The sequence below is a fragment of the Actinocrinis sp. genome (assembly GCF_035650855.1).
GTDB lineage: Bacteria > Actinomycetota > Actinomycetes > Streptomycetales > Catenulisporaceae > Actinocrinis.
This window is the reverse complement of record NZ_DASRGV010000167.1, coordinates 1-25,217: the sequence shown is the minus strand read 5'-3', so window position 1 is coordinate 25,217 and position 25,217 is coordinate 1. Positions and strand designations below refer to the sequence as shown.

Here is a 25,217-nt window from a genome sequence, read left to right as displayed (position 1 = left end):
GGCGGCACATGGCTACGGAGGCGCGGTGCGTACGATTCAGGCTGCGGACGAAGGCGCACCGCCTACGACTGCGCTCGCGGGCAGGGACGCGCCGGCGACGATTCGGCTCGCGGCGATCCTGGGGCTGCTCGCCACCGCCGCCCTGCTCGGCATCGTGTCCGCCACGGCCGGTCTCGGCCTCGCCGGCTGGATCGTCGGTCTGGCCGCCGGTTCGGCGGCGAGCGCGCTGCTGGTCACGGCCCGCATGCGCGGCGAGCCGGCGGCGATCTTCCCGGCGGACTGGGTCACCCTGAGCCGCAGCCTGCTGATCGCCGGGGTCGCGGGCCTGGTCGCCGACTCCTTCGGCCGGCCGGTGTCGGTCGCCGCGCTGGTCACGCTGGCCACCGTCGCGCTGGTGCTCGACGCCGTGGACGGGCAGGTGGCGCGCCGGACCGGCACCACCACAGCGCTGGGCGCGCGCATCGACGGCGAGGCCGACGCGTTCCTCATCCTGCTGCTGAGCATCGCCGTCTCCCAGGACTACGGCAACTGGGTGCTGGTCATCGGCGCCGCCCGCTATGTGTTCCTGATCGCGGGCTGGGCGGTTCCATGGCTGTCCGCGCAGCTGCCGCCCCGGTATTGGCGCAAGGTCGTGGCGGCGGTGCAGGGCATCGTGCTGACCGTCGCCGCGTCCGGGCTGCTGGCCCAGCTCACCGGGATGCTCGCGGTCGCCGCCGCGGCGCTGCTGCTGGCCGAGTCGTTCGGCCGCGACGTGATCTGGCTGTGCCGCGCCGGCGCCAGTGCGCGCACCCGCCGCGTCCTGCGGGTGGCCGTCACGGTGCTTTCGGCCGCGATCGTGTGGGGCGTTCTGGTCGCTCCCGAACATCCCGAGCAATACTCGTTCACCGCCTTCGTCCGCGTCCCGCTCGAGGCGCTGGTGCTGGTCGCCGTCGCGCTGGTGCTGCCGGCCCGGCCGCGGCGGATCCTGGCCGCCGTCGCCGGAATCCTGTTCGGCCTGCTCACGCTGGTCAAGATCCTCGACGTGGGGTTCTACACGGAGATCGACCGGGCGTTCAACCCGGTGCTGGACTGGGGCGACATCGGCCCAGCGCTCGGCGTGGTGCGCGACGCGATCGGCCCCGCGCGCACGAATGTCGCGCTCGTCGCGCTGTGGGTCGGCGTCGTGCTGATCGTCGGCGGGATCACCGCCTCGGCGATACGGATCACCACCGTGGCCGCCCGACATCGCCGCGGGACCGTTCGCGGACTCGCCGGCCTCACCGCGGTCTGGGCGCTGTGCGCGGCCCTGTCCGTGCAGCTTGTCCCGGGATCCCCGGTCGCCTCCACCAACACCGCCGGGCTGGCCGTCGCCCAGGTGCGCGACACCCGGGCGGCGCTGCGCGACAACCGCGCCTTCCAGCAGTCCCTGACCGGCTACGACCCCGCGGCGAGCGTCCCCGCTTCGGACCTGCTGACCGGGTTGCGCGGCAAGGACGTCATCATCGCCTTCGTCGAGAGCTACGGGCAGGTCGCCGTCCAGGGCACGACCTTCTCCCCCGGCGTCGACTCCGTCCTGCGCCAGAGCACCGCCTCGCTGGCCGGCGCCGGCTGGTCCACCCGCAGCGCCTGGCTCACCTCCCCCACCTTCGGCGGTATCAGCTGGCTCGCGCACTCCACCCTGCAGTCGGGCACGTGGGTCAGCACCGAGCAGCGGTACGCCGAGCTCACCGCCAGCCACCGGTTCAACCTGACCGATGCGTTCCACGAGGCCGGCTGGCGCACTGTCAGCGACATTCCGTCCGATGAGTTCACCTGGCCCGCCGGTTCGTCCTTCTACCACTTCGACAAGCTCTACGACCGGCGCAACGTCGGCTACCACGGACCGACCTTCAGCTACGCCTCCATGCCCGACCAGTACACCCTGGCCGCGTTCCAGCGCCTCGAACTCGCCCCCGGCCACAAGCCCGTGATGGCCGAGATCGACCTGGTCTCCTCGCACACCCCGTGGGCCCCGCTGCCGAGCATGGTGCCCTGGGACGAGGTCGGCGACGGCTCGATCTTCGACCCCATGCCCGGCCGCAGCCAATCCGCGATCGCGGTCTGGCGCAGCGCCGCCACCGTGCGCCAGTTCTACGGCCAGTCCATCCAGTACTCGATGTCGGCCCTCACCTCGTGGGTCACCGAGGCCGACGACCCGAACCTCGTGCTCATCCTGCTCGGCGACCACCAGCCCAACACCACCGTCAGCGGCGCCGGCGCCAACCACGAGGTGCCGATCTCGATCGTCGCCCGCGACCCCTCCGTGCTGCAGCGGATCACCCCCTGGCACTGGCAGGACGGGCTGCTGCCCGGCCCCTCCGCCCCGCTCGAGCCGATGGACGCCTTCCGCAACCAGTTCCTCGACACCTTCAACGCCCGGCCGGCCGGATGAGCCGGGCGGGTCGATGAGTCTGGCTGGCGGGTGAGTGCGGGGCGGCGGCTGAGTCCGGGTGGCGTCAGGGCAGGTGGCTGGTGTCGTTGACGCGGTGGACGGTGGCGAATCCACGGCCGTGCCACCGGATCTCGTTGATGCACGCGGAGCCGAGATAGAGCCGGTAGACGGTGTCGATCGGGACTCCGAGAGCCCGGCACAGCAGGATCTTCATCGGGGTGATGTGGCTGACCACGAGGACGGTCTTGCCTGCGTGGTCGCGCAGCAGCCGGTCGCAGGCCCGGTTCACCCGGCGCGCGGTGTCGCAGAAGCTCTCTCCGCCCGGGGGGGCCGGTTCGGGATCGCGCCGCCAGGCCGCCGCGACCGCGGGCCAGCGCTGCTGGATCTCCGCCAGGGTGAGGCCCTCCCAGGCGCCGAAGTCGGTCTCGCGCAGGTCCTCGTCGACGACCGCGGTCAGGCCCAGCTCGCCGGCCGCGATGGCCGCGGTGTCGACGGCGCGCTGCAGCGGCGAGCTGACCACGACGTCGATCGGGGTACCGGAGGCCAGGCGGCAGGCGGCGGCCCGCGCCTGCCGGGTTCCGCTCGCGCTGAGCGGGAGGTCGCACAGCCCGCTGAAGCGGTGTTCGGGGGACAGCCGGGTATCGCCGTGCCGCAGCAGGATCGTGGTCGTGGGATTGCCCGTCGGGTCATCCCAGCCCAATGTCATACGGCCGTCCCGCGGCGGTGACGAGAATGCCGGTGACGAGAATGTTGTGCCGCCTGCTCCCATGACAGAGAGACGAACACGTCAGCGGAACGGTTCAGCCGCCCGACCTCGGCCTCGCGACGCTGCCCGGGGTGGGAAGCCGGAGTGTCAGCATCGTGCACGGTACCCGCCAAACGCGACGGGGCTCTCCCACACCCGCACCGCCAGCACCTCGCCGCCTTCGGCAGCGACCGTGGGCGAGAGGCTGTCGTGCACCCAGCGGGCGAACACCTCGACCGTGACGGCCTCGGCCCCGGCCGGGCGGATCTCCTCCAGGTCGCGGCCCTCGACCCGGCTGGTCAGCTTAGTCAGCGCCGCTTCCAGCACGTCCAGGTCGCAGACCATGCCCCGCTCGTCGAGCTGTTCGCGCTCCACGACGATCTCGATCCGGTAGTCGTGGTCATGCAGCTGCCCCTCGGGTCCGGGCAGTCCCGGCATGATGTGGAAAGCGCGCACGTTCCGGCTCAACCCGACTTCACAGGTCACCGACCGCACTCCTGTCATAGTCAAGAACGGCGTGCATCAAGCCGGGTAGCCCCTGGTCCACCGCTTCAAACGCCTCGGCTGCGCGGCCGAAGGCGAAGACGTGGGTGCACAGCCGTGCCAAGGGCAGCTCGGTCAGCAACTCTACGGCCTCCCGGCGGCGCCGAGCCCGGGTCCAGGTCCCGGACAGGCGGGCCGGGATCGTGGAAACCTGCGTGCTGCGGATGGTCAGGCGCCGCCGGTGAAAGGCGCCGCCGAGCGGCAGCACCACCGGTTTGGTGCCGAACCAGGACGCGATCAGCAGGGTTCCCTCGTGGGCCAGCAGGTCCAGCGCCGCGGCCGGCGCATCCGGGTTGCCGCTGACGTCGATGACCAGCGGGACCTGCTCCTGCCCCAGCTCCTCCGGCGCGGCGGTGGCGAGCCCGAGGCTGTCGGCCAGGGTACGGCGCCATGCCTGCGGTTCGGCAATAAGCGGCCGCCATCCGGCCCGCCGCAGCAGCAGGCCGGTCAGCAGCCCGAGCGCACCGGCCCCGAGGACGACGACTCGGTCGCGATATCCGGACCCTGCGTCGAGCGTCACCTGCAACGCCGTCTCGACCAGCGGGAACAAGGTCGCGCACGCCGGATCGACGGCAGGCAGCGCAATCAGATCATCAGCCCGTGCGGCGAAGACGTCCTGGTGCGGATGGAACGCGAACACCGTCTGGTCGGACTCGGCTACTTCGCACACGCATGCGTATCCGTAGGCGAATGGATACGAGAAGGTGCCGGCGAGCGCGTCGATCGTGTCGTCCAGCGCCGACTCGGCGGGAACCTCGCCGCGGTACACCAGCCGTTCGGTGCCTCCGCTGATGCCGGAGCAGACGGTGCGGACGAGGACCTCGCCGGCCGCGGGCCGTGGCGTGGGCACCTCCCTGATCTCGACACAGCGCGGCGCGGTGTGGAAGAGCGCGCGTGCAGACACGCAGCCCACCTACCCGTCTTGCGCCAGCACGAAAACCGTTGATTCGCCTACTTGGTCTAGAAGTCTTGCCGAAACGCCCCACCCCGAGCCACGTCCCTGCTCTTGACGCCACCAACGGATATAGCCAATACTTTTTAGCTAAAAGGAGTCTGACTCATGGCGGTATCCGCACCTTTCGTGATCATTGGGGCGAGCTTGGCGGGCGTGAAAGCGGCCGAGACCCTGCGCGAGGCCGGCTACACCGGGGCGATCACGCTGATCGGCGACGAGGCCGAGCCTCCGTATGAGCGGCCCCCGCTGTCCAAGCAATACCTGATGGGCACTCAGGAACGCGAGAAGATGTTCGTGCACGCACCCGAGTGGTACCCGGAGCAGAACATCGACCTGCTGCTCGGGGCGGCCGTCACCGCGATCGACCGCGAACGTCGCAGCCTCACCCTCGCCGACGGCTGCGGCCTCGGTTACGACAAGCTGCTCATGGCCACCGGCGCCAGGCCGCGACGTCTGACTGTGCCCGGTGCGGACCTGCCAGGGGTGCACTATCTGCGCCGCGTCGAGGACTGCGAGCGTCTCAAGGACCTGTTTCAGACCGCTTCACGGATCGCGTTCGTCGGCGGCGGCTGGATCGGCCTTGAGGTCGCCGCCGCGGCCCGCGAGGCCGGCGTCGACGCCACCGTCGTGGAGATGGACGCGCTGCCGCTCGCGCGCGTGCTCGGCCCCGAGATCGCCCGCGTCTTCGCGGACCTGCACCGCGAGCACGGCGCGGACCTGCGCACCGGCGTGCAGGTCGCCGAGATCCTCGAGTCGGGCGGGCGCGCGGGCGGCGTCAAGCTCGCGGACGGCACGGTCATCGAGGCCGACGCGGTAGTCGTCGGTGTCGGGGCGGCCCCCAACACCGAACTGGCCACCGCATCCGGCCTCACGGTGCAAAACGGCGTCCTCGTCGACGCGTCCCTGCGCAGCTCCGATCCGCACATCTACGCAGCCGGCGACGTGGCCAACGCGTTCCACCCCCTGCTCGGCAAGCACATCCGGGTCGAGCACTGGGACAACGCCTGCCACCAGCCGAAGACCGCCGCCCGCGCCATGCTCGGGGAGAACGCCGTCTACGACCGCATCCCGTACTTCTTCACCGATCAGTACGACCTCGGCATGGAGTACTGCGGCCACGTCGAGCCCGGCGGATACGACGAGGTGGTGGTGCGCGGAGACCTCGCGGGCCGCAAGTTCCTCGCGTTCTGGCTCGCCGACGGGCGGGTGAAGGCGGGCATGAACGTCAACGTCTGGGACGTGAACGAGCAGATCCAGCAGTTGGTGCGCTCGGGCGGGGCGGTCGACAAGACGAAGCTCGCCGATCCCGATACGCCCCTGGACTCCCTCGCCGCACTCTGACGCGGCCGCGCCGCCTGGCGAGTGTGGCCGCGGGTCGATCGCTAAAGATCGATCTGGTAGCGGATGAAGCCGCGGTTCTCGGCCACCTTGTCGTAGAGGCGCCGCGCCGTTTCGTCTCCGCAGGCTCATCCCGCTGGTAGAAGTCGTGCCTAGCTGCACGTGGGTCGACCGACGCTAACATATTGGCGCTGGGGCTATATGGCTTGCTGAGAGGGACGGGGATCGAGGATGGCCACGCCTGCGCCCAGGTGGATACCGAATCAGCACCTTACGACTAGCAGGCTCGCATGGCTGGCCGCGCGTCCGGTGCTGCTTAAGCGTTCGCGCCCCTGGTGGACCACGCTGCTGCGGATCCTCGGCTCGTCCGGTCGCGGGCGATCCGGGGTGGGGTCGGCGATGGCGCGCGACCTGTCCTCAGAGGTCGTCGATGACCGCTTGGCGACCTACTCCGTGCCCGTAGACCGGGTCTCCGAACGCCTGAGCCCGACCGAGGTGGCGACGCTGCGAGAGCATGGCACGCTCCCCGACTGGTTCTTGGACGCAGTCGAGGAAGAACGCAAGAAGTTCCTGCGTAGCCTGAGATAGCAGCATTAGATAGCCGGCGGCCTCGCCGCCGCGGCGAGGAACGCTTAGCGGCGTACCACGCTCGCGCCCACCAGGTCGGCCATGGCCTGCACCCGAGCGGACTCCGCCGGGGTGAACGGGATGCCCGGGCGCGAGACGAGCACGACTCCGGCGTGCGGATCGCGTACCCGTATCACGGTGTTCTCGGCCTCGTCGCGCTCCCGGTCGTCGTCTTCCTCCGCGCGCCACTCGACCTGCGCCGAGCTGAGCAATTCGGCCAGCACGAAGCGCAGCGCACCCGGTTCACGGATCAAGCGGTGTGCGAGCGTGAGCGCTCGGGTGGGCAGATCCGTCAGGGCCGTGACGTCGGCGGGCGCGACATGCACCTGACCGCCGCCGGCCGACGCCACGGCGGCGCCCAACTGCTCCGCGGTCACCTCGACGCCGGCCTCGACCAGGAACTCGTCGACCACCCCGTCGGCGACCGGTTGGACTTGCAGAGCCAGGATGTTGGCACCGACGGCGGCGAAGGCGCCGGCGAGCACTGCGAGGCGCCCGGGAGTGTCCTGCACAGCGGTACGCACGCGCCACAGCTCTCCAGCCACGGCGGCGTAATCGGCTGCGGCACGCTCATACGCGGCCCCGGACGCGCCTCGCGCTCGCGTCCTGCGCCCGTCGCGCCGGAGGTTCACGAGCGTGGCGACGGCGACCACGATGCCGAGCGCGATCAGGACCGTGGGTCCCTCGATGCGGTGGCCGAGCAGATTCGTGAACAGGTCGGCGATCCCCGCGGCCGCGAAGAGCGCGGCCAGTTCGATCAGTTCGCGATGGTGGTTCCGCAGCGGCTTGCTCATGACAACAGCCTGCCCCGGCGATATTGCGTGATCGAATACCCGCCGTGACAGCGGCGTAAAGGCAGAGGTGGCGCCGACGCGTCCCCCGCTCCCGCACGCGGTCCGGATTACCCGGCCGCGACCGACTGATCGGCCATCAGGTGGTCGACGAGGGCGAGCAGCAGGTCCCGGCTGTCGGAGCGCTTGCGCAGATCGCCCATCAGGATCGGCACCCGCGCGTCGAGGTCCAGCGCCTCGCGCACCTCGGGGACGGTGCGGTCCTGATAGCCGTCGAAGCAGTTGACGCCGACCACGAACGGGATGCCGCGGCTCTCGAAGAAGTCGATCGAGCCGAAGCTGCCCTCCAGCCGCCGGGTGTCCGCCAGCACCACCGCCCCCAGCGCGCCGTGCACCAGGTCGTTCCACATGAACCAGAAGCGCTCCTGGCCCGGCGTGCCGAACAGGTAGACCACGAGGCCTGAGCTGACGGTGATGCGCCCGAAGTCCATGGCGACCGTGGTGGTGGCCTTGTCGGCGACCCCGCGCACGTCGTCGACGCCGACTCCGGCCACGGTCAGGTACTCCTCGGTGCGCAGCGGCGCGACCTCGCTGACCGCGCCGACCATCGTGGTCTTGCCGACGCCGAAGCCGCCCGCGATCAGGATCTTGACGGCGGCGGGCGCCGGCGCGGCGGCGGCCGGCCGCCGGTCAGAGTCGTCGTAGTCCATCGCGCACCGCCTGGAGAAGGGAGATGTCCGGTCGCTGCCCGACGGCCACCGCCAGCGGTGGCCGCGCGGACACCCTGCCGGCGTCGATCAGGTCGCCGATGAGGATCTTGGCGACCGCGACCGGCAGGTTGAGCCTTGCGGCGACCTCGGCCAGCACGCAGGGCGTGCGGCACTGGTCGAGGATGAAGCGGTGCTCGGGCTCAAGGCCCCGGCCGTCCACGAGGCCGTCCGGCGCCGTCAGCGTGCTGATGACGGTGATGAGCGTCAGGTCGTCCCGGGCGGAAACCGTGCGGCCGTGCGTGATGGTGTAGGGCCGCACGAAGGAGTCGTCCGGGTCTTCCTCAAGGAACTCGTCGGCCCAATGGTTCACCCGCATCAGCCCCTTCCTGCTTCGCCGGTGCACGCGTCTCGGTGCCCAGGTGCCGGCCGACCTGCAAGACGAGGGTGTGCATCGCGACCGCCATCACCTCGGCGTCGACCTCCTGCTCCGCGAGCACCGCCAGGTGGGTGCCGTGCCCGGCCGCGCTGATGAACAGCCACAGCCGGGCCAGCTCCACGATGACCTGATGCGTGCCGCCGCCGTCGAAGATCTCCGCGACGCCGCGCGCGAGGCTCTGCTGGCCGGTCGCGATGGCGGCCAGCCGCTCGGCGTCGGCGCGCTCGATGCCGCGCGACTGGCTGATGACCAGGCCGTCGTCGGACAGCACGACCGCGTGCCGGGCGCCGGGGACCTGGTCGATCAGCCGGTCGAGCAGCCAGTCCAGGTCGTGGTCGGTGGCCGTGGTGCGCTGGGTCGCGAAGGTGGGGTGCGTCATCGTTCGTCTTCTTCCGGGGTCGTGCTGAGACCTGGCGCGGGTTGCGTGGCGGAGTCCTCGTCCTTCGCGGCGGCGCGGGCCAGGCGCGATTGGCGCTGGAACGCCCCGATCGTGGCGCCGGAACGCTGCGGCAGCAGCGTGGGCGCGTCCTGCTCTGCATTGGTCGTACCCGCGTCCGGATCGCCCGGGGAGCGGTATTCGCGCAGCTCGGTCGCCAGGCTGGCCAGCCGCACCCGTTTGGGCAGCGGCTTGAGGCCGGGGGCGCGGGTGCCGGAGTCTCCCGGAACGGGCGCGAGTCGGGCGCCGACGCCGGACAGGGCCCAGTCGCTTTCCTCTCCCGCGCCCTCGTGCCGGTCTTCTTCCGCGCCGTCATGCGCGGTTGAGGTGGGGGACGCGGTGTCGGCGGACGTGCTGTACACGGCGGACAGCCGGCGCGAGATGTGTTCGCCCTGCTGCGCCGCGTCGTCGGGCGCGGGCTGGTGGCTCGCCGTGTGTACCAGATCGAGGGGAAGCAGCACGACGACGCGGGTGCCGCCGAAGGAGGAGGGCCGCAGCTCCACCTTGATCCCGAGTCCGGCGGCCAGGCGGGCCACGACGTAGAGGCCGAGGCGGGCGTCATCCGCGCGCGAGACCACGTCCAGTTTCGGCGGGTCGAACATCAGCGTGTTGGCTTCGGCGTACTGTTCCGGCGCCATGCCCACGCCGCGGTCCTCGATCTCGATGGCCAGGCCGCGCGAGACCAGCGACGCGGTCACCTCCACCGGGTTCGGCGGCTTGGAGAAGGCGACCGCGTTCTCCATCAGCTCCGCGAGCATGTGCACGACGGGCCCGACCGCCCGCTCGGACAACCAGGTGGTGTTCCCGGTCTCGATGCGGATGCGCCGGTAGTCCTGCACCTCGCCTTGGGCGGAACGCAGCACGTCGAGCAGCGCCACCGGTTTGCGCCAGCGCCGCTGCGGCTGCCCGCCGCCGAGGATGACCAGGTTCTCCTCGTAGCGGCGCAGGCGTGCGGTCAGGTGGTCCAGGTCGAAGAGGCCTTCGAGCAGCTCGGCGTCCTCGTAGCGGCGCTCCAGCTCGGTCACACGCTTCATCTGCAGGCCGATCAGCAGCTGGGTGCGCCGGGCGATGCGCTGCAGCAGCCGCTCGAATCCGCGGTACTGCTCCACCTGGTGGACCGCGGTCTCCAGCGCACTGGCGCGCGCGGCGTTGAGCGCCTGGCCGAGCATGCCCAGTTCGTCGCCGCCGTAATGCAGCGCGGGCAGTTCGGCGTCGGTGTCCACTTGTTCGCCGCGGCGCAGCCGTTCGACCACGTCGGGCAGGCGCACCTGCAGGTCCAGCGCGGCGCTGCGCAGCGCGAAGATCCGGCGGCGCAGCACCCCGGTCAGGAAGAGGGTCAGCCCCACGATGAGCAGGACGCCGCCGAAGCCGACCGCCGTGTCGAGCACGAGGTCGGTCGCCAGGCCGTGCACTTCGACCGAGGTGGCCTGCGTGAGCACGGTGCCGAGCTCGATGTTCAGGCCCTGCAGCTGCGGGGTGATCGCGGCGATGCTCTGCTGCCACTGGGCGCCGAGCGCCGCCGGCAGCGCGGTGCCGTTGGCGGACGGCGCGGAGGTGATGACGGTCTGCACCACGCGGGTCTTCTGCTGCCACGCACTGCTCGCGATCAGCGCGCGGTACTGTCCGGCCTCGGCGGGCGGCAGCAGCGGCACGACCTTGTCGTCGTAGATGAACTGCTCGGCGCCGCTGAGCTGAGCCAACTGCGCGCGCTGGGAACTCGAGACGGTGCCGCCCACGATGCCCGGGGTCAGCAGGGCGTCCTCGCGCGCCAGGATCTCGATGCCCCAGACCGAGTCGATCTCCGGCCGCACCCGGAAGTTCTGGTCGGCCAGGCCGACGTCGCTCAGGGAGTTGAACAGTTGCAGGTCGGTGGCGATCAGGCCGGTGTAGTCGTCGTAGATCTGCTGCTGGGAAACGGTGCGCACATCCACGGCGAAGCGGTAGGTGCCGAGTTCCTGCAGCCCTGATTCGATTTGCGCGACGCCCGCCACGATGTCGGCGGGGGCCGGGCCGCTCAAGGCTCTCAGACCCGCGATGCCGGCATCCGTCACCCGCCGCTGCGCCGCGAGTTTCGCCTGATAGCCGGCCGGATCCGCGAGCACGGCGGCACTCAGGCGCCGCTCGGCCTGCAGGCTGTAGAAGATGCTGAACACCGGCGTCGCATAACGCACCGTCTGCGTGTTGTGGTTACTGACGCTGTGCCAGTTGTTGTACAGCCGGTTCGAGTTCACGGCCCACAGCACGGTCATCGCTACGCTGGGCACCAGCGCCAGAATGAGCAGCACGGCGCGCAGCGGCAGCTGTTGTCGCGTGTTTACGTCCAGGATGCGCTGCCGTTTCGCCGTTCGCGCGTGGAGTGCCACCCCAGCCCCCAGCAAGTCCGTGAAGGCGGTCCGCCGAAATTACGGCCCGCGCATGACGAACGGATACTACGCCGGACCGAGTATCCGCAGGCTGGTATCGCAATGATTTCTACCCCTGCGGCGGCAATCCGCCGTCGCAAAGTCGGCAAAACGCGCATTCCACGGGGTATCGTATTCACCGACAAATATAGGGCGGAGCATTAACCGCTCGACACAGTGCGTGACCGTACAGGTCGCAGGAGTAGTCGGCAATCGTTTGCCGAATTGAATTCGAGTTCACTTGCGACGGTTGTCCCCTACTTCGCCGCCGGAAGTGCCTGCGCGACGGCACGCAGGACGCGTTCGTAAGCGTCGAGGTCTGTTTCGTCGAATTCGTCCATAGCGGCGAGGATCCGCCCGATCAGCGGCCCGAAGAAACTCCAGCCCAGAGTCTTGGCCTGCTCGCTGACGATGAGCAGCACGCGTCGGCGATCGTGCGGGTCGCGCTCGCGGGCGAGCAGGCCGAGCGCTTCGAGCCGGTCGATCACGGCGGTCGTGGCCGGGGAGTTCAGGTGCAGCCGCGCGCCGAGCCGCCCCGGGGTCATCGATTCGGCGGCACGTTCGGCGTCGAGCATGGCGATCAGGGCGCGCACGTCGGTCGGATGCAGACGGTTCTCGGTGGCGAACGCGGCGGCCCGCAGGTCCAGGTCGACGGCGACTGAGCGCAGCAGATGTACCAGGTCCATGCGCGGGTGCGCGGCCGTCTCGCCGCCTGGCATCGTCGTCTGCCTGTTGCCGGGTGCGTTGCGTGGCATCCGCTGTCCTTCTATTCTCTCGATGAGTGAGTAACTCACTCGTCGATACTACTGGCAGACGGGGCCACCATGCACGCACGATCCCAAGCACAGCCCGGCGCTCAACAGCACGCCGCCACCGGCGAAGCCCTCGGTGCCCTCGGCGCTTTCGACGCGGCCTACGACACGCTGATCGCGCGCTGGGGCGTGCCGGTCGAGGCCATCGACGTGCCTTCCCGGTTCGGCACGACGCGGGTCAACGCCTGCGGAGCGCGCGACGCACCGCCGCTGGTGCTGCTGCACGGAGGTCGCGCAAACTCAGCCTCTTGGTACGCAAACGCGGCCGCGCTCGCCCGCACCCGGCGCGTCTACGCCCCGGACACCATCGGCGACCCCGGCCGCAGCCGCAACACCGGTCAGCCGGTGCGCACCCGGCAGGACCTGCTTGACTGGCTCACCCACCTGCTCAACGCCCTCGAGATCCAACGCGCCGACCTGTGCGGCCACTCCTTCGGCGCCTGGCTCGCCCTGGCACACACCCTGCGCGCACCGCGCGGCAGCATCGGCCGCCTCGCCCTGCTCGACCCCACCCAGTGCTTCGCCGGCTTCGCCCCCGCTTGCCTGTGGCACGCACTGCCCACCATGCTGCGCCCGACCCGAGGCGACGACGCCTACCTGCGCTGGGAAACGCGCGGAGCCGAAATCGACCCGGACTGGCTCGCCCTGCACAGGCTCAGCGCCACCGTCCCGACCGGCAAGATCATCGCCGGGCGCAAGCCGAAGCAGGCAGACCTTCGAGCGCTGGGCGTTCCGGTGCTCGTCCTGCTGGCCGAGCGCAGCCGGGTGCACAACATCGACACGGTCGCCAAGCGCGCGAGCAGAACCCTGCGACACGTCACCGTCGACACGCTCCCCGCCGTCTCCCACCACATGATCCCGTTCGCACAGCCGGAGACGTTGAACAAGAAGCTCGCCGGGTTCTTTACGGGCGCTGGGTGACGCGCGTCAGAACTAAGACCGACTGATAGAAGCCATGGCGTGCGGGGCGGAACCCAAATGGCTGATGTTCTGAGGCCACCTCGATGGTTCGATCGGGTCACGCAGGGCAACGTCGCAGAATTCGGCGGACACGGTTTGGCGCACTCAGGGTGCGGTCGCGTCGGTGCCCGTAGCAGTCCCAAGGCTTTGGCCGGATTGTAGGTGCGGCTGAGTTTGACGGGCCTGTTAATTTTGACTGTTATCGGTTCCCCATGCCGGGGGCGCTTGGTATGGGCGGCGGGCGAGGAATCATGGAGCCATGACAACGGATGTCCTGCCGCTCCTGCCCGCCGACAGTGATCAGGCGCTCCTGCTCGGCCGTATCTGGGATCCCCGGTTCGGCGGCCCTCGGGTCGCGGCCGTGCATGGCGACACCGTCCACGACCTGACGGGCGTGTCCGGGACTGTCTCCGAGCTGCTGGAGCGACCCGATCATGTCGACGTCGTGCGCAGGGCCGTCGCCGGCGAAGCGTCGTGGCGGACAGAGGACGTCTTTGAAGCATCGCTCGCGCAGGATCTGACCCGCCCTCACCTGCTCGCGCCGGTCGACCTTCAAGTGATCAAAGCCTGCGGTGTCACCTTCGTCGACAGCATGATCGAACGCGTCATCGAGGAACGCGTCGGCGGCGCCCCGGCGCGCGCCGCCGAGGTCCGCGCGCTGCTCGCCGACACCGTCGGCAGCAGCATCTCGGCGGTTCGGCCTGGGACGCCTGAGGCGCTGCGCGCGAAGGGCGTGCTGCAGGAGCAGGGCCTCTGGTCGCAGTACCTCGAGGTCGGCATCGGACCGGATCCCGAGGTCTTCACGAAAGCGCCCGTCCTCTCCTCGGTGGGACTGGGTGCGGGAGTCGGGATCCCGCACGCGTCGAAGTGGAACAACCCAGAACCCGAACTCGTCCTCATCGTCGACTCTCGGGGCGGCGTCGTGGGCGCGACGCTGGGCAACGACGTCAACCTCCGCGACATCGAGGGGCGGTCCGCGCTGCTGCTCGGCAAAGCGAAGGACAACAACGCCTCCAGCGCGCTGGGCCCCTTCATCCGCCTTTTCGACGGCGAATTCACCCTCGACACACTGCGCGACGAGGAAATCCTGCTGCACGTGTCCGGGCCGGACGGCTTCCACATGGAGGGCCGCAACAGCCTGTCGCGGATCAGCCGTCCTTTCGAGGAGCTCGTGCGCGCGACCATCGGAGATCACCATCAGTACCCTGACGGGTTCGCGCTCTACACCGGCACGCTGTTCGCACCGACGACTGACCGCGACGAGCCCGGCCAGGGGTTCACCCACAAGACCGGCGACCTCGTCCAGGTTCACAGCGCGCACCTCGGCACGCTGGTCAACACGGTCGCGGCCGCGGAGGAACTGCCCCGCTGGACTTTCGGTCTCGGCGAGCTGTTCCGGTATCTCGCCAAGGGCGGGGCCGGGCGAGCTTGACGGATCTCCGGCCCGCTCGCGCCCCAGGACGTGCGCTTTTGGTTACCTGCGGGCTACCTGAAGAGGGAGCCGATCAACCGTCCCGCCTGCCACACTGGTCGCGTGTACGACTTCGACGTGCTCGTTCTCGGCTCCGGTCCGGGCGGGCAGAAGGCCGCGATCGCCACCGCCAAGCTGGGAAAGCGGGCGGGGGTCGTCGAACGGCGGGACATGGTCGGCGGGGTGTGCATCAACACCGGCACGATCCCCTCCAAGACCCTGCGCGAGGCGGTGCTCTACCTCACCGGCATGAGCCAGCGTGAGATGTACGGGCAGAGCTACCGGGTCAAGGACGACATCACCGTCACCGACCTGCTCATGCGCACCCAGCACGTCATCGGCCGCGAGGTCGAGGTGATCCGCAGCCAGCTCTCGCGCAACCGCGTGGCGATGCTGCCGGGGCTCGGCTCGTTCCTCGACGCGCACACGGTCGAGGTCTCCGACGGCACCGGCCGCGAGACCCGGGTGACCGCGGAGCACATCATCATCGCCACGGGCACCACGCCGGCCCGGCCCGCGACGGTCGACTTCGACGGCAGCACCGTCATCGACTCCGACGGAATCCTGCGGCTCGAGCGAGTGCCGCAGACGATGATCGTGGTCGGCGCCGGGGTCATCGGCATCGAATACGCCTCCATGTTCGCCGCGCTCGGCTGCAAGGTCACCGTGGTCGAGTCCCGGACCCGGATGCTCGAGTTCTGCGACGTCGAGGTGGTCGAGGCGCTCAAGTACCACCTGCGGGACCTGGCCGTGACCTTCCGCTTCGGCGAGACGGTCGCCGCGGTGGAGCGGCACGCCCGCGGCGCCATCGCGGTCCTGGAGAGCGGCAAGCGGATCCCCGCCGAGGTGGTCATGTACTCCGCCGGACGCCAGGGCCAGACCGAGGCGCTGCGGCTGGAGAACGCCGGGCTGGCCGCCGACGCGCGCGGCCGGATCGCGGTCGACGAGTACTTCCGCACGCAGGTGCCGAACGTGTACGCGGTCGGCGACGTGATCGGCTTCCCGGCGCTCGCCGCGACCTCGATGGAGCAGGGCAGACTGGCCGCGCACCACGCGTGCGGCGAACCGGTCAACGTGATGTCCACCCTGCAGCCGATCGGCATTTACACGATCCCCGAGATCAGCTTCATCGGGCGCACCGAGGACGAGCTGACCAACGAGCGCATACCGTTCGAGGTCGGCATCTCCCGCTACCGCGAGCTGGCCCGCGGGCAGATCATCGGCGACTCGTATGGCGTGCTCAAGCTGCTGGTCTCCCCCGAGGACCGCTCACTGCTCGGCGTGCACGTCTTCGGCACCGGCGCGACGGAGCTGGTGCACATCGGGCAGGCCGTGATGGGTTGCGGCGGCACCGTGGACTACCTGGTCCACGCGGTGTTCAACTATCCGACGCTCGCCGAGTCCTACAAGGTCGCGGCGCTCGACGCGATGAACAAGATCCGGCAGATCGAACGCCTGGACGACTGACCGCGCTCCCCCGCCATCCCGCGCGGCGTGCGAGCCTAGTGCCCGTGCAGAGTTACGCGGCGGCGCGGTATCGCAGGCGGATGGCGGCGGCACTGTGCCTAGGCACGTTCGCCTTGCTGGCCGCGGCCGGCGCGCAGCATCGCGCGGCGTCGGGCGGCGCTCGGCCTCCGGCGGCGCGATCGGCGCCGACAGCCTCCGCCACGCCGGTCCCCACGTCGGGCGCGGCGCCCGGGCGCCTGGCCTCGGGGCCGTTCACGCCACCGGACGGGACGGTCCTGCTCGGGGTGTCGACCGACTTCTACCGTCTCGACGCGTTCGACCAGGCGGCAGGCCTCGCCGGACATCCCGCGATCTACAACAGGTGGACGACCCCGAACGGCCCGCTCGAGCCGATTCTCGACGATGCCCGCAGCCGCCCGGGTATGGCTCCCATGGCTTCCTGGAACCTCTCGCTCGCCGACGGCGCCGTCGCGGCGGGCCAGGAGGAGGGCTACCTCTGGGACCAGGCGGCGGCCGTGAAGGCGTACGGCGGGCCGGTGTTCATCCGGCTCGACTGGGAGATGAACGCGACCTGGTATCCGCAGTGGAATCCGCCGGCGGTCACGCCCCGGGCCTTCATCGCGGCGTGGCGGCACGTCTACGGGGTCTTCAAGTCGGCGGGCGCGAGCAACGCGGCGTTCGTGTGGTGCCCCACCGTCTGGAACGGCCCGGACGGCGTCGACGATTCGGCGTGGTACCCCGGGGACGACGCGGTCGACTGGGTCGGGCTCGACGCCTATCCGCAAGGCGCCTCGCCGGACTACCTGCTGCACGGCCCGGACGGCATGGACCAGATGGCCGAGTTCGCCGCCGCGCACGGCAAACCCCTGATGCTGGCCGAATGGGCGCCGCAGCTGCCGAAGCCGGACACCGCGGCCTCGGTCGACCTGGTGCTGGACTGGGCCGCACGCTACCCCAAGACGGTCAAGGCGCTGGTGTACTTCGATTTCGACAACCGGGACGAGGGCAAGGATTTCCTGCTGGCCGACCATCCGGTCGCGGCGGCGGAGCTGCGTCGGCGCACGCAGTCCAGCCCGCAGTACGTCACAAGCCTTACTTGGTGACTGTCACGCTCCGGCCCGGGCGCCGGACGTGCGCGCCGCGTCGATCCGTGGCGCTCCCGGCTCTGGCTGGAGCCTGGTGGCGCGGGCGGTGAAGCTGATGGCGTGGTACCAGCCGCACAGCATCAGCACGTCGAGGATCTGCTCGGGGCTGAACTGGGCGCTGAGCCGGGCCCACAGCGCGTCGTCGATGTCGTTGTCGTCGTGCAGCGCGTCAGCGGCGTCGAGCAGCACCCGGTCGTGCTCGTCGCTCCAACAGGGGTCGGCGCTCGATCCGTGTGTCAGGGAGCTGACCTGTTCGGCGGTCAGCGCGGCCCGGTCGGCGAAGTAGGCGATGTGCACGCCCCATTCGTACTCGCAGCCGCACCGGGCGCAGGTACGGACGATGACGAGCTCGCGCTCGCGCAGGCCGAGGCTGAGTCGGCGGCTGAGCTGATAGGAGCCCCAGCTGTGCAGTGCCTCGCCGAGCGGGAGGTTGCGGGCGTAGGTGCGGAAGAGCGCGATCGGTTCCTGTCCGCTCGGCATCAGGCGGTGCAGCAGGTCCGCGGCCTGCTCGGGATACGGCGGTGACAGCGGCGGGATCCGGGCGGCCATGACGTCGGCCTCCTTCCTCACTGCGCTTCGAATTTCGAAGCGCAGGGTGTAGCGTAGTGCTTCTGATTTCGAAGCACCACCCGCTGCGCTCGCGCGAGGACGGCATCCGGCATGACGACTCCACCCCGCCCAGGTCACCCGGTCCGCGGATCGACCACCGGCCGTCCGCTCATGGCCGCGCTCGACCTGTTCGGCCGGCGGTGGATCTTGCGCATCGTGTGGGAGCTGCGCGACGGTCCGCTCGGCTTCCGGCCGCTACAGCAGCGGTGCGACGGCATGTCGTCCAGCGTGCTGCAACAGCGCCTTGTCGAGTTGCAGGAGTCACTGCTCGTCGAGCGCGATGCGACCGGCGCATATCAGCTCACTGCGCTAGGCCGGGATGCGTGTGGCGAACTGCGCCGACTCATGCGCTGGTCCGACCGTTGGGCGGCAGAACTCGAGCGCGCGTCCCGCGATCAGCCCGTCGCGGAGGCACTCGCGGACAACCACTACGGGGCGAAAGCTTCGAAATCGTAGTCGACCCGCTGTCCTGCGCGGGCCGCCTGGGTTATCGGGTGATCCGTTCCAAACCTGAGTTCGCAGCGAGGCAAGAGCTGTTCGCGGAGGGTCGGCAGTGTGTCGGGCATGTCGTCACTGAGGCTCGAGTTCACCAGGCTCAGCCCGGACATAAGGGTCACCGGGTGAACAGGTCCGAGTAGCTCATTGAGACGTGCGTAGGTGGAGCTGTCGATCGGACGGGCCATCGCGAAGTTCCCGTCCGCGGCATATACGTTCGCGATGGCCATGTTGGCCACCACTGTGTACGGATGCTGCGCTCCCAGGAGTACAGCGAGTCTTTCTGCACACGACCGGGCGATCTCGCGTGCTTCGGACAGCTGTCCGTCCTGGAGAAGATAAACCGCGAGATTGTGCCGAGCGATCAAGGTGGCGGGATGGTCGGAACCCAGCAGCCGCGCATAGTCAGCGCACACGTCGTTCATGACGGTAAGTGCGTCGCGCGGCCGGCCGGCGGCGGCCACAGCCCCGGCCAGATTGAGCAGGCAGTCCTGGGTGGCGGGATTGTCGCGACCGAAGTTGTTCAGGTAGCGGTGACGGGTGTCCTCGCTTAGCTGGAGCGCTTCGCCGGACTGTCCGGCGCAGCGAAGCGAGACGCTGAGCGAGGTGGCGACGCGCAACGTAAGGGGGTTGTCTTCACCGATCGTGTCAGCGCATCGGTTGAACGTGGTCCGCGACAAGTCGAGGGACGAGTAATAGTCGCCGAGCGCGCGCAGATCACACGCAACGTGGAGGGCACATGCCAACGTATGAGGGTGCTCCGGTCCGAGTACGATTCTCAGCCGCTCGAACGTGTTCTGATTCAGGTCTGACGCAGAGCGATACTCTCCAAGAAGGCGAAGCGTGACAGCCAGGTTGTCCGCGGCCGCCAAGGTGTGTTCGTAATCCGTGCCGTACGTCTCCGACAACGTCGAGTACGTGCTCTCGTTCAGCGCCAGGGCCTCATTGAGTTGACCGAGCGCCGTGAGGTCCGCGGCCAGGCCGCCTGAGGTGATCAGGGTGTGCAGATCGTTCGCACGCATGACGCGTTGTTGCTCCGTCAAGGTGGCCCGATCGAGTTCGGCTGCCTGGTTCAGCAGGCCCTGAGACCGGTAGATGTTCGCCCGTTGCGACTTCAGGTACAGGAGTTGCCGCTGCAGCAGTACCCGCTCCTGCGGCGACTCGACGATTAAGGTCTCCCCGTTCAGTGCCCCCGTCCACGTCTCCTCGACTTTCAGGGCGAGGGTGACGGCTTCGTCGAAGCTCCCCCTCATCCAGAGATAGCGCACTCGGTCTATGACGAGTTCGCGAGCCGGATCTTCGGAGCACCGCACCGCATCGGAGGGGTCGAGGTGAGGCCAGATCAGGCTGTACTGGTGCCAGTTGCGCGGATCGTCGACGTCACCTCTCGACGGCCGCGCCGCCACCAGGATCCGGTGCACTTGGTGCGTGAGGTCGTCGGCCTCATCTGGCGTCATCTGGTCGCGAAGAGCGGCCTGCACGAGGCGATGGAGCTGGATACTGTTCGCCTCAACGTCTACCTTCGCCAGCGCGAATCTGCTTATCTCCTGCACGACGCGGCCCAGCATCATCGGCACGTGCAGTGAATCGTCGTACGGACGCAGCGATTCCACCGTCGCCGAGGAATAGATCAAGTCGAGGGCGATCGTGGGTGCGAAGAACACGCATAGTTGCAGCAGGTGGAACGCAGCCGGTGAACGCTCTTTGAGACGGTTGAAGGAGATCGTCCAGGTCGCTCCCAGTGTCGAGGGATAGCCGGGCGGACGGTCGCCCGAGAGCAAGTCGATGCTCTGCTCTTCAAGCGATCGTATGTAGTCGTCCACCGGCATGCCTGTGTTCTCCAGCCACGCAGCAGACATTTCCACCGCAAGCGGCAGATCACCGAGTACTTCGGCCAGGCGATACGCATCGGGCTCGGCAACGCTTGGCACTCGGTGAAGGATATGGTCAACGCTCTCGATGCGGCTGTACACGCTCACTTCGACGACTTGGGCGCTCCGAGCCCATTCCGCGTTGCGCGATGTGATCAGGACGTGGCCGTTGCTGCCGCTCGGCAGATGTTCCTGCACGCCGGCGGGGTCCGCCGCGTCATCGAAGACCAGAAGCCAGCGAGGATGCGGCCCTGCTCCATCGGAAAGCTGCTCTACGACTCTGTGCGCGATCTGTCTCGGATCGTCGTCCTCTCGCACGTCGAGCTCGCGCGCGAGATCCGCCAGCGACGCGGCGACCCTCTCTGTCTGTTCGGCGTTAATCCACCAAATCAAGTCATAGTCAGATCTGAACCGATGGGCGTACTCGATCGCCACCTGCGTCTTGCCGATGCCGCCCAAACCAACCAACACGTTGGGCACTGCCACGACGCTCTGCGAGGTAAGTCGATCGCGCAGAAGCTCAAGCACGTCATCGCGTCCAGTGAACCTGGCATTGCGCGCGGGGACGTTCCATACAGCGGGTACGGAATCGGGGAACCGCGCGCTTTCAAGCGCTCGCCGGTCTGCGGCCTCGATGGAAAGGTCCAGCGCCCCGAGCAGCGCCTGCGCCGCCCTTCGCCGGTCCATACCGGACACATCAAGTTCCGCTCGGTCAAAAAGCTGCTCGCCGAGGCGCGTACCGGCAACGACGACAGGCAACGGCTGGGGAGACCCATCGCCCGGATCCTGCGCGCGAACAGAACGTGCGAATTCCAGCGCCCTACGCGATCCTACGAAACTCGGCGAGACGACCACCACCGTGGGATCCTCAGGTGGCTCGGGCGGCGCTTCCCAGGGCGGAAGGGCGACATTCCGCAACGTCGCGTCCACCTCCACGGCGGCGAGCAGCGCACGGATCCACTCGGCCCAACTGCGGTCCCTAGGCACGTAAGCGATGACGAGGTTCGAAGTCCTCGACGGTGTCGCGCCCTCGAAGAGGGCGAGGACGCGCAGCCGCTCGCCTTCGTCGATCTCGGGAAGCTCGGTCACCTCGCCGCGGGTGATCCAGGAGGTGAGCCGCTCCATGGCCGCGAGCATCGTGCCGGTCTCACCCGGCGGGTCCGCGAAAGCGGCGAGCTTCTCGCGGCCGGAGTATGTCGAGCGGTATGGGATCCCGATGGTTCGCCAGTATTCGGCGGCCTCGGACGATCCGATCCGAATCGGGGTCCCTGCGAACGCGTCGCGGGCCAACTCCCGTCCGACGACCGTGCTGCGGGATTCTTCGTCACCGACCCACATCGGAAGCGGCAGGATCCGGCCGGCGCGCCCGGCGTATGGGCCGGCGAGGCTCCGGGCAACCGCTGCAGCGCGCTCGATGTCGAGCGGATCCAGGGTGAAGCAGTCCACGAAGACATCAGGCAGCTGAGCGACCGGGAAGGAGGCGGCGGCTCTTGAGGGGAGGATGCGCCCATCGATGAGCACGTAGTCATAGGTCGTCTGCATGACTGACCGCAGCCAGTTCACGAATCTCCTGCCGGCGCCGGTTTCAAAGGCCCCGGCCGAGTCGACCGACGCGGCGGCATACGCGCGTGCGTCCTGGCTCCCAGCGGCGAGGAGCTTAAGGCTCCCTCCTTCCGGGAACCGCCAATCAACGGCAATCGCGTGCGCCTCGACATCGGAGTAGTGCGGAAAGTACCCCTCTTCGTAACGATCCGCATCGCGGAATTCCGTGATCACGTCGGCGATTCCGGTACCGGTGGATGCGGCCTCCTCGTCAAGGAACGGCCGGAAGAACCGGTACACGCCCTGCGTCGACAGATTCCAGTCGACGATCAGCACCCGCTTCCCGTTGGCGGCGAGAATCCAGGCGACGTTCGCCACGGCCATGCTGGTGCCGCTTTCAGCAGTCTCCGAACCGAACGCGACGATCGTCCCCAGATCCTCGTCGCGCTCGGCCGCCGTCGCCGCCGTTGCCTCGTCGCTCGTCACGAGCTCGGTCGTCGCCGACGACGCGGCCGACTCCGGCGGCAGGGCGCCGAGCACCCGGAGCGTGTCGGCCGTGGCCGCGGCGAACGGCCGCAGCTCGGCGGGCAGCCGCAGCGATCCCGCGGGGTCGCGCAGGGCGGCCATCAGCGCGGCGAGCGAACCGGCGTGCGCGACGATGTAGCGGCTGATCACGTCGTACATCTGCCAGGCGTCCTCGCTGCCGAGCAGCTCTTCGAGGACCGGTTGGACTCCCGGCCGTGCCGTGAGCAACGGCGCCGCCGATGTGGACGCGTCGACGGCGAACAGGCCGCTGACGATCACCTCGGCGACTTCCTCGATCGTGGCCTCGGGCACCATCGTCTGCTGGATCAAGTGCAGCAGCGGCATGGTCAGCGTCGTGTACGGCGCGAGCATGACGGCGAGGCGCGCGGCGGGAGCCGAGGCGTCCGCCAGGAACGCCGCCACGAGCTGCTTGCCGGACAGCTGCGCCTCAGCCTCGGCTTGATCGCCTTCGAACCTCCCGCGGGCCGGAACCAGCACGGCGTCGCATCCGGCCACCTCTCCCCCGCCGATCGCGCCCGCGGACATCAGTACGCGCGCCCACCTCTCGAGGGCGTACGGGGTGAGCGTCGCGACCGGCAGCGGGGTGAGCGGGGACTGCGCGTCGTCCCCTAAGCGCAGTTGCCACGGTCTGCGGTAGTCCAGGCGGGTGTTGCGGGTGACCGCCGCGCCTTGGCTGACGACGCGGACGGCCGGCAGGTCGAGACCGGTCAGGCGCCAAAGGCGTGCGGGAAGCGGGTTGATCAGGGCCGTGGGGATGCTCTTGCCCCACGAGTGCAAGAGCCGCCATACGGGTTCTCGATACCAGCCGTCCGCGGAGCAGTCCGACAGAAGGATGATCAGGTGCCGAGGCCCGGTTTGCGGCGTGGGACGCGCGTCGTGACGAATGCGGCCATCCCGGCTGACGCCGTCTGGGCTGGCGCTGTCCGGGCCGGCACCGGCGCCGTTGCCCCGACCATTCCGGCCGCCTCCGGTGCCGGCGATGCGCAGGAGCGGTTCCCCGCTCGCGGTCATGTCCAGGTCCCACAGCTGCACCCGCTTGAACGCGCCGAGCCGGGTCAGGATGCCGGCGAACTCGCCGGCGGCGTCCCGCCAGACCGCCATGGACGAGGAGCGGTCCACCACCAGTGCCAGGTCCAGCCAGCGCTCGGGCCGGGCGCGCAGAGCGGGCAGCAGTTCTCCGCTACGCGCGTAGTCCTCCGCGGTCGCTTCGACATCCAGGGCTCGGTGGGGCCCGGGAGCCCAGGCCCGTTTGAGCGGACGCAGCGCCCGACCCACCTCCAGGGCCCTGGGCAGTGCGCTGGCCCGCGGCACGGATACGGGGCGCCCGGTCATCGTCGGGGTCTGCGACGTGCCGGCGATGCGCTCGTAGAGCTGCCGCTGGGCCGATGCGGAGCGGCGGGTGCGTGCCGCCTGCGCCCTGCTGATCACGTCGCTGGGCCCTGATGCGCGTGATGCAGCCGACGGCGGCGGAGTCGTCGTGCTCTGATCCTGTGGCGCTGCCTCGTTTCCGGCCGGCGCCAGGCGCTGTTCTGGAGGCCGTCCGTCCCTCAGCGCCGCGAGCCAGAGCACTTCCGCGATAGCCAGGTCGTCGAGTTCCGGAGCGATGGCTGAAACCGCTCGTACGACTCGATGCATGCCGTCCCGCGCACTGTCCCGGCCACCGCGCGGACCTGCTCCCGCGGCGGCGGACCGGTCCGGGTCAGGCACGCGACAATTCCCGCAACAACAGTGCGGTGAGTTCCTCGCGGGCGGCACCGGTCGGCGCGTCATCCCGGGAAAGCAGGAAGACCGCGTTGAGGAGCTGATCCACCGCCAGGTTCTCCCCGGCCTCGATCCGGTCGGCGAAACCCTGCACCAAGTCGGCGACCGGGCCGCGGTCCGGCAGGTCCGTGCCGAGGTGCGCGCCGACGAGGGTCCGCAGCGCCTCGGCCGACGGCCGGGCCATCGTGTAGCGGATACAGCGGCGCAGGAACGGAGCCGGGAAGATCTGCTCGCCGTTGCTGGTCATCACGATGAACGGGAACTGCGTGCACGCGATGCGGCCGTTGACCACCCGGTGCCTGCCATCGCTCTGGTAAAGCCGGACGTCGACCTCGTCGTGCTCGTACCGGACCAGCTCGGGGACCTCGAACTCGCCGCGCTCGAGCACGTCGAGCAGGTCGCTGGGCAGATCGAGGTCGCTCTTGTCGATCTCGTCGATCAGCAGCGCGCGGGGCCGTTCGGCCGGCAGCAGCGCGGTGCCCAGCGGGCCGAACTGGAGGAACGGCGCGATGTCGTCGGCGACGTTCCGATCGCCGCCCAGGCGCTGCGCGTGGATTCTGCCTAGGGCGTCATAGCGGTAGAGCGCGTCCGCCAGGGTGCTGCGCGACGTCACATGCCAGCGCAGCACCGGCCCGAAATCGAGCTCCGCGGCAACCTGCTCGATGACCGTGGACTTGCCCGAGCCGGGCAGGCCGGTGATCAGCAGCGGGCGGCGCAGGCACAACGCCGCGTTCACCGCCTCCCGCAGCCCGGGCGGCGGCTGGAAGACCGAGCTCATCGGCTGGCGCGGAAAGGTGCGCCACGGCGGCGGCGCGGGCAGCTCGATCGCACGGGGCACGCCGTCGCCGCGGTAGTAGTCGTCCCAGGTCACTGCGGGCTCCCTTGCCGGGTGAGGGATATCTGACGGCTCGATTTGCAGAAGGACAACCAGTCCAGGTCGTCCCAGATCGCCCTCAGCCGCGCCACGACGTGGACCGGCTCGCCCGTCGGCTCGTCGCGCCATGCCTTGCGGTAGGCGTCGATGAATCCGGTCGGCAGCGTATGCCAGTAGTCGCCGAACGCGTCCTGGCAGTCGGGCGGGAAACCGTCCTGGGCGCCGGGCCACAGGACGACTGGGGAGAAGGCGAGCAGCAGGTTCAGCAGCT

Annotated in this window: 20 protein-coding genes and 1 pseudogene; 8 read left to right on the top strand and 13 right to left on the bottom strand. The window is 69.4% G+C overall.

Features of this window, described 5'->3' with window-relative positions; translation table 11 throughout:
• Positions 1 to 25 precede the first annotated feature (25 nt).
• The gene (locus VFB40_RS12555; RefSeq protein WP_324850170.1) at positions 26 to 2,410 is read left to right on the top strand and encodes a CDP-alcohol phosphatidyltransferase family protein; all 2,385 of its coding nucleotides are present in this window, start codon (positions 26 to 28) and stop codon (positions 2,408 to 2,410) included.
• A gap of 64 nt (positions 2,411 to 2,474) precedes the next feature.
• Here the strand turns inward: VFB40_RS12555 and VFB40_RS12550 are convergent, their stop codons facing one another.
• The 3 genes from VFB40_RS12550 to VFB40_RS12540 all read right to left on the bottom strand — a co-directional run bounded on the left by VFB40_RS12550 (position 2,475) and on the right by VFB40_RS12540 (position 4,602).
• Complete coding sequence (locus tag VFB40_RS12550) at positions 2,475 to 3,116, bottom strand: histidine phosphatase family protein (protein WP_324850168.1); 642 nt, start codon at positions 3,114 to 3,116, stop codon at positions 2,475 to 2,477.
• A gap of 147 nt (positions 3,117 to 3,263) precedes the next feature.
• On the bottom strand, positions 3,264 to 3,641 hold the full coding sequence (locus VFB40_RS12545; protein WP_324850166.1) for a 6-pyruvoyl trahydropterin synthase family protein: 378 nt from the start codon (positions 3,639 to 3,641) through the stop codon (positions 3,264 to 3,266).
• Positions 3,631 to 4,602, bottom strand: a complete 972-nt coding sequence (locus VFB40_RS12540) for a zinc-dependent alcohol dehydrogenase (protein ID WP_324850164.1) — start codon at positions 4,600 to 4,602, stop codon at positions 3,631 to 3,633. Before VFB40_RS12540 ends, VFB40_RS12545 begins: the two co-directional genes overlap by 11 nt.
• A 156-nt stretch (positions 4,603 to 4,758) precedes the next feature.
• Here VFB40_RS12540 and VFB40_RS12535 point away from each other — a divergent pair, with 156 nt between their 5' ends.
• Together VFB40_RS12535 and VFB40_RS12530 are read left to right on the top strand one after the other, a co-directional pair.
• Positions 4,759 to 5,994, top strand: a complete 1,236-nt coding sequence (locus VFB40_RS12535) for an NAD(P)/FAD-dependent oxidoreductase (protein WP_324850162.1) — start codon at positions 4,759 to 4,761, stop codon at positions 5,992 to 5,994.
• A gap of 306 nt (positions 5,995 to 6,300) precedes the next feature.
• Positions 6,301 to 6,579: a hypothetical protein gene (locus VFB40_RS12530; protein ID WP_324850160.1), complete on the top strand. Its 279-nt coding sequence runs from the start codon at positions 6,301 to 6,303 to the stop codon at positions 6,577 to 6,579.
• A gap of 44 nt (positions 6,580 to 6,623) precedes the next feature.
• Here VFB40_RS12530 and VFB40_RS12525 read toward each other — a convergent pair whose 3' ends face one another.
• From VFB40_RS12525 to VFB40_RS12500, 6 genes are all read right to left on the bottom strand, one after another.
• Complete coding sequence (locus VFB40_RS12525) at positions 6,624 to 7,412, bottom strand: hypothetical protein (protein WP_324850159.1); 789 nt, start codon at positions 7,410 to 7,412, stop codon at positions 6,624 to 6,626.
• 107 nt (positions 7,413 to 7,519) lie between these two features.
• A complete protein-coding gene (locus VFB40_RS12520) occupies positions 7,520 to 8,119 on the bottom strand; it encodes a GTP-binding protein (protein WP_349261454.1) in 600 nt (199 codons plus the stop codon).
• Entirely contained in the window at positions 8,100 to 8,495 is a 396-nt protein-coding gene (locus VFB40_RS12515; RefSeq protein WP_324842769.1) for a DUF742 domain-containing protein, read from the bottom strand. The genes VFB40_RS12520 and VFB40_RS12515 overlap by 20 nt, the downstream gene beginning before the upstream one ends.
• On the bottom strand, positions 8,461 to 8,934 hold the full coding sequence (locus VFB40_RS12510) for a roadblock/LC7 domain-containing protein (RefSeq protein ID WP_324850156.1): 474 nt from the start codon (positions 8,932 to 8,934) through the stop codon (positions 8,461 to 8,463). Before VFB40_RS12510 ends, VFB40_RS12515 begins: the two co-directional genes overlap by 35 nt.
• Positions 8,931 to 11,276 carry a sensor histidine kinase gene (locus VFB40_RS12505; protein ID WP_324850154.1) on the bottom strand — a complete coding sequence of 782 codons (2,346 nt, stop codon included), beginning with the start codon at positions 11,274 to 11,276 and terminating at the stop codon, positions 8,931 to 8,933. Before VFB40_RS12505 ends, VFB40_RS12510 begins: the two co-directional genes overlap by 4 nt.
• A gap of 374 nt (positions 11,277 to 11,650) precedes the next feature.
• Complete coding sequence (locus VFB40_RS12500; RefSeq protein WP_324850152.1) at positions 11,651 to 12,148, bottom strand: MarR family winged helix-turn-helix transcriptional regulator; 498 nt, start codon at positions 12,146 to 12,148, stop codon at positions 11,651 to 11,653.
• Positions 12,149 to 12,217: 69 nt separating this feature from the next.
• Between VFB40_RS12500 and VFB40_RS12495 the strand changes: the two genes are divergently transcribed.
• From VFB40_RS12495 to VFB40_RS12480, 4 genes are all read left to right on the top strand, one after another.
• Positions 12,218 to 13,126 (top strand): alpha/beta fold hydrolase, encoded by a 909-nt coding sequence (locus VFB40_RS12495; RefSeq protein WP_324850151.1) that lies wholly within the window; start codon positions 12,218 to 12,220, stop codon positions 13,124 to 13,126.
• A 298-nt stretch (positions 13,127 to 13,424) separates the two neighbouring features.
• Positions 13,425 to 14,597 carry a fumarylacetoacetate hydrolase family protein gene (locus VFB40_RS12490; protein WP_324850149.1) on the top strand — a complete coding sequence of 391 codons (1,173 nt, stop codon included), beginning with the start codon at positions 13,425 to 13,427 and terminating at the stop codon, positions 14,595 to 14,597.
• Between the two features lie 102 nt (positions 14,598 to 14,699).
• A complete protein-coding gene (sthA, locus tag VFB40_RS12485; RefSeq protein ID WP_324850147.1) occupies positions 14,700 to 16,103 on the top strand; it encodes a Si-specific NAD(P)(+) transhydrogenase in 1,404 nt (467 codons plus the stop codon).
• 44 nt (positions 16,104 to 16,147) lie between these two features.
• On the top strand, positions 16,148 to 17,206 hold the full coding sequence (locus tag VFB40_RS12480) for a glycoside hydrolase family 26 protein (protein ID WP_324850145.1): 1,059 nt from the start codon (positions 16,148 to 16,150) through the stop codon (positions 17,204 to 17,206).
• Positions 17,207 to 17,209: 3 nt separating this feature from the next.
• Here the strand turns inward: VFB40_RS12480 and VFB40_RS12475 are convergent, their stop codons facing one another.
• Positions 17,210 to 17,797, bottom strand: a complete 588-nt coding sequence (locus VFB40_RS12475) for a carboxymuconolactone decarboxylase family protein (RefSeq protein ID WP_324850143.1) — start codon at positions 17,795 to 17,797, stop codon at positions 17,210 to 17,212.
• A gap of 171 nt (positions 17,798 to 17,968) precedes the next feature.
• Between VFB40_RS12475 and VFB40_RS12470 the strand changes: the two genes are divergently transcribed.
• Entirely contained in the window at positions 17,969 to 18,313 is a 345-nt protein-coding gene (locus VFB40_RS12470) for a winged helix-turn-helix transcriptional regulator (RefSeq protein WP_324850141.1), read from the top strand.
• Here the strand turns inward: VFB40_RS12470 and fxsT are convergent.
• The 3 genes and pseudogenes from fxsT to VFB40_RS12455 form a co-directional block, all read right to left on the bottom strand.
• Positions 18,286 to 23,946 carry an FxSxx-COOH system tetratricopeptide repeat protein gene (fxsT, locus tag VFB40_RS12465; protein WP_324850139.1) on the bottom strand — a complete coding sequence of 1,887 codons (5,661 nt, stop codon included), beginning with the start codon at positions 23,944 to 23,946 and terminating at the stop codon, positions 18,286 to 18,288. The two genes, VFB40_RS12470 and fxsT, sit on opposite strands and share 28 nt — an antisense overlap.
• Positions 23,947 to 24,010: 64 nt before the next feature.
• A complete protein-coding gene (locus VFB40_RS12460) occupies positions 24,011 to 24,943 on the bottom strand; it encodes an AAA family ATPase (protein WP_324850137.1) in 933 nt (310 codons plus the stop codon).
• Positions 24,940 to 25,217: pseudogene (locus VFB40_RS12455) on the bottom strand (hypothetical protein); the annotation flags it as partial. The gene VFB40_RS12460 and the pseudogene VFB40_RS12455, both read right to left, overlap by 4 nt.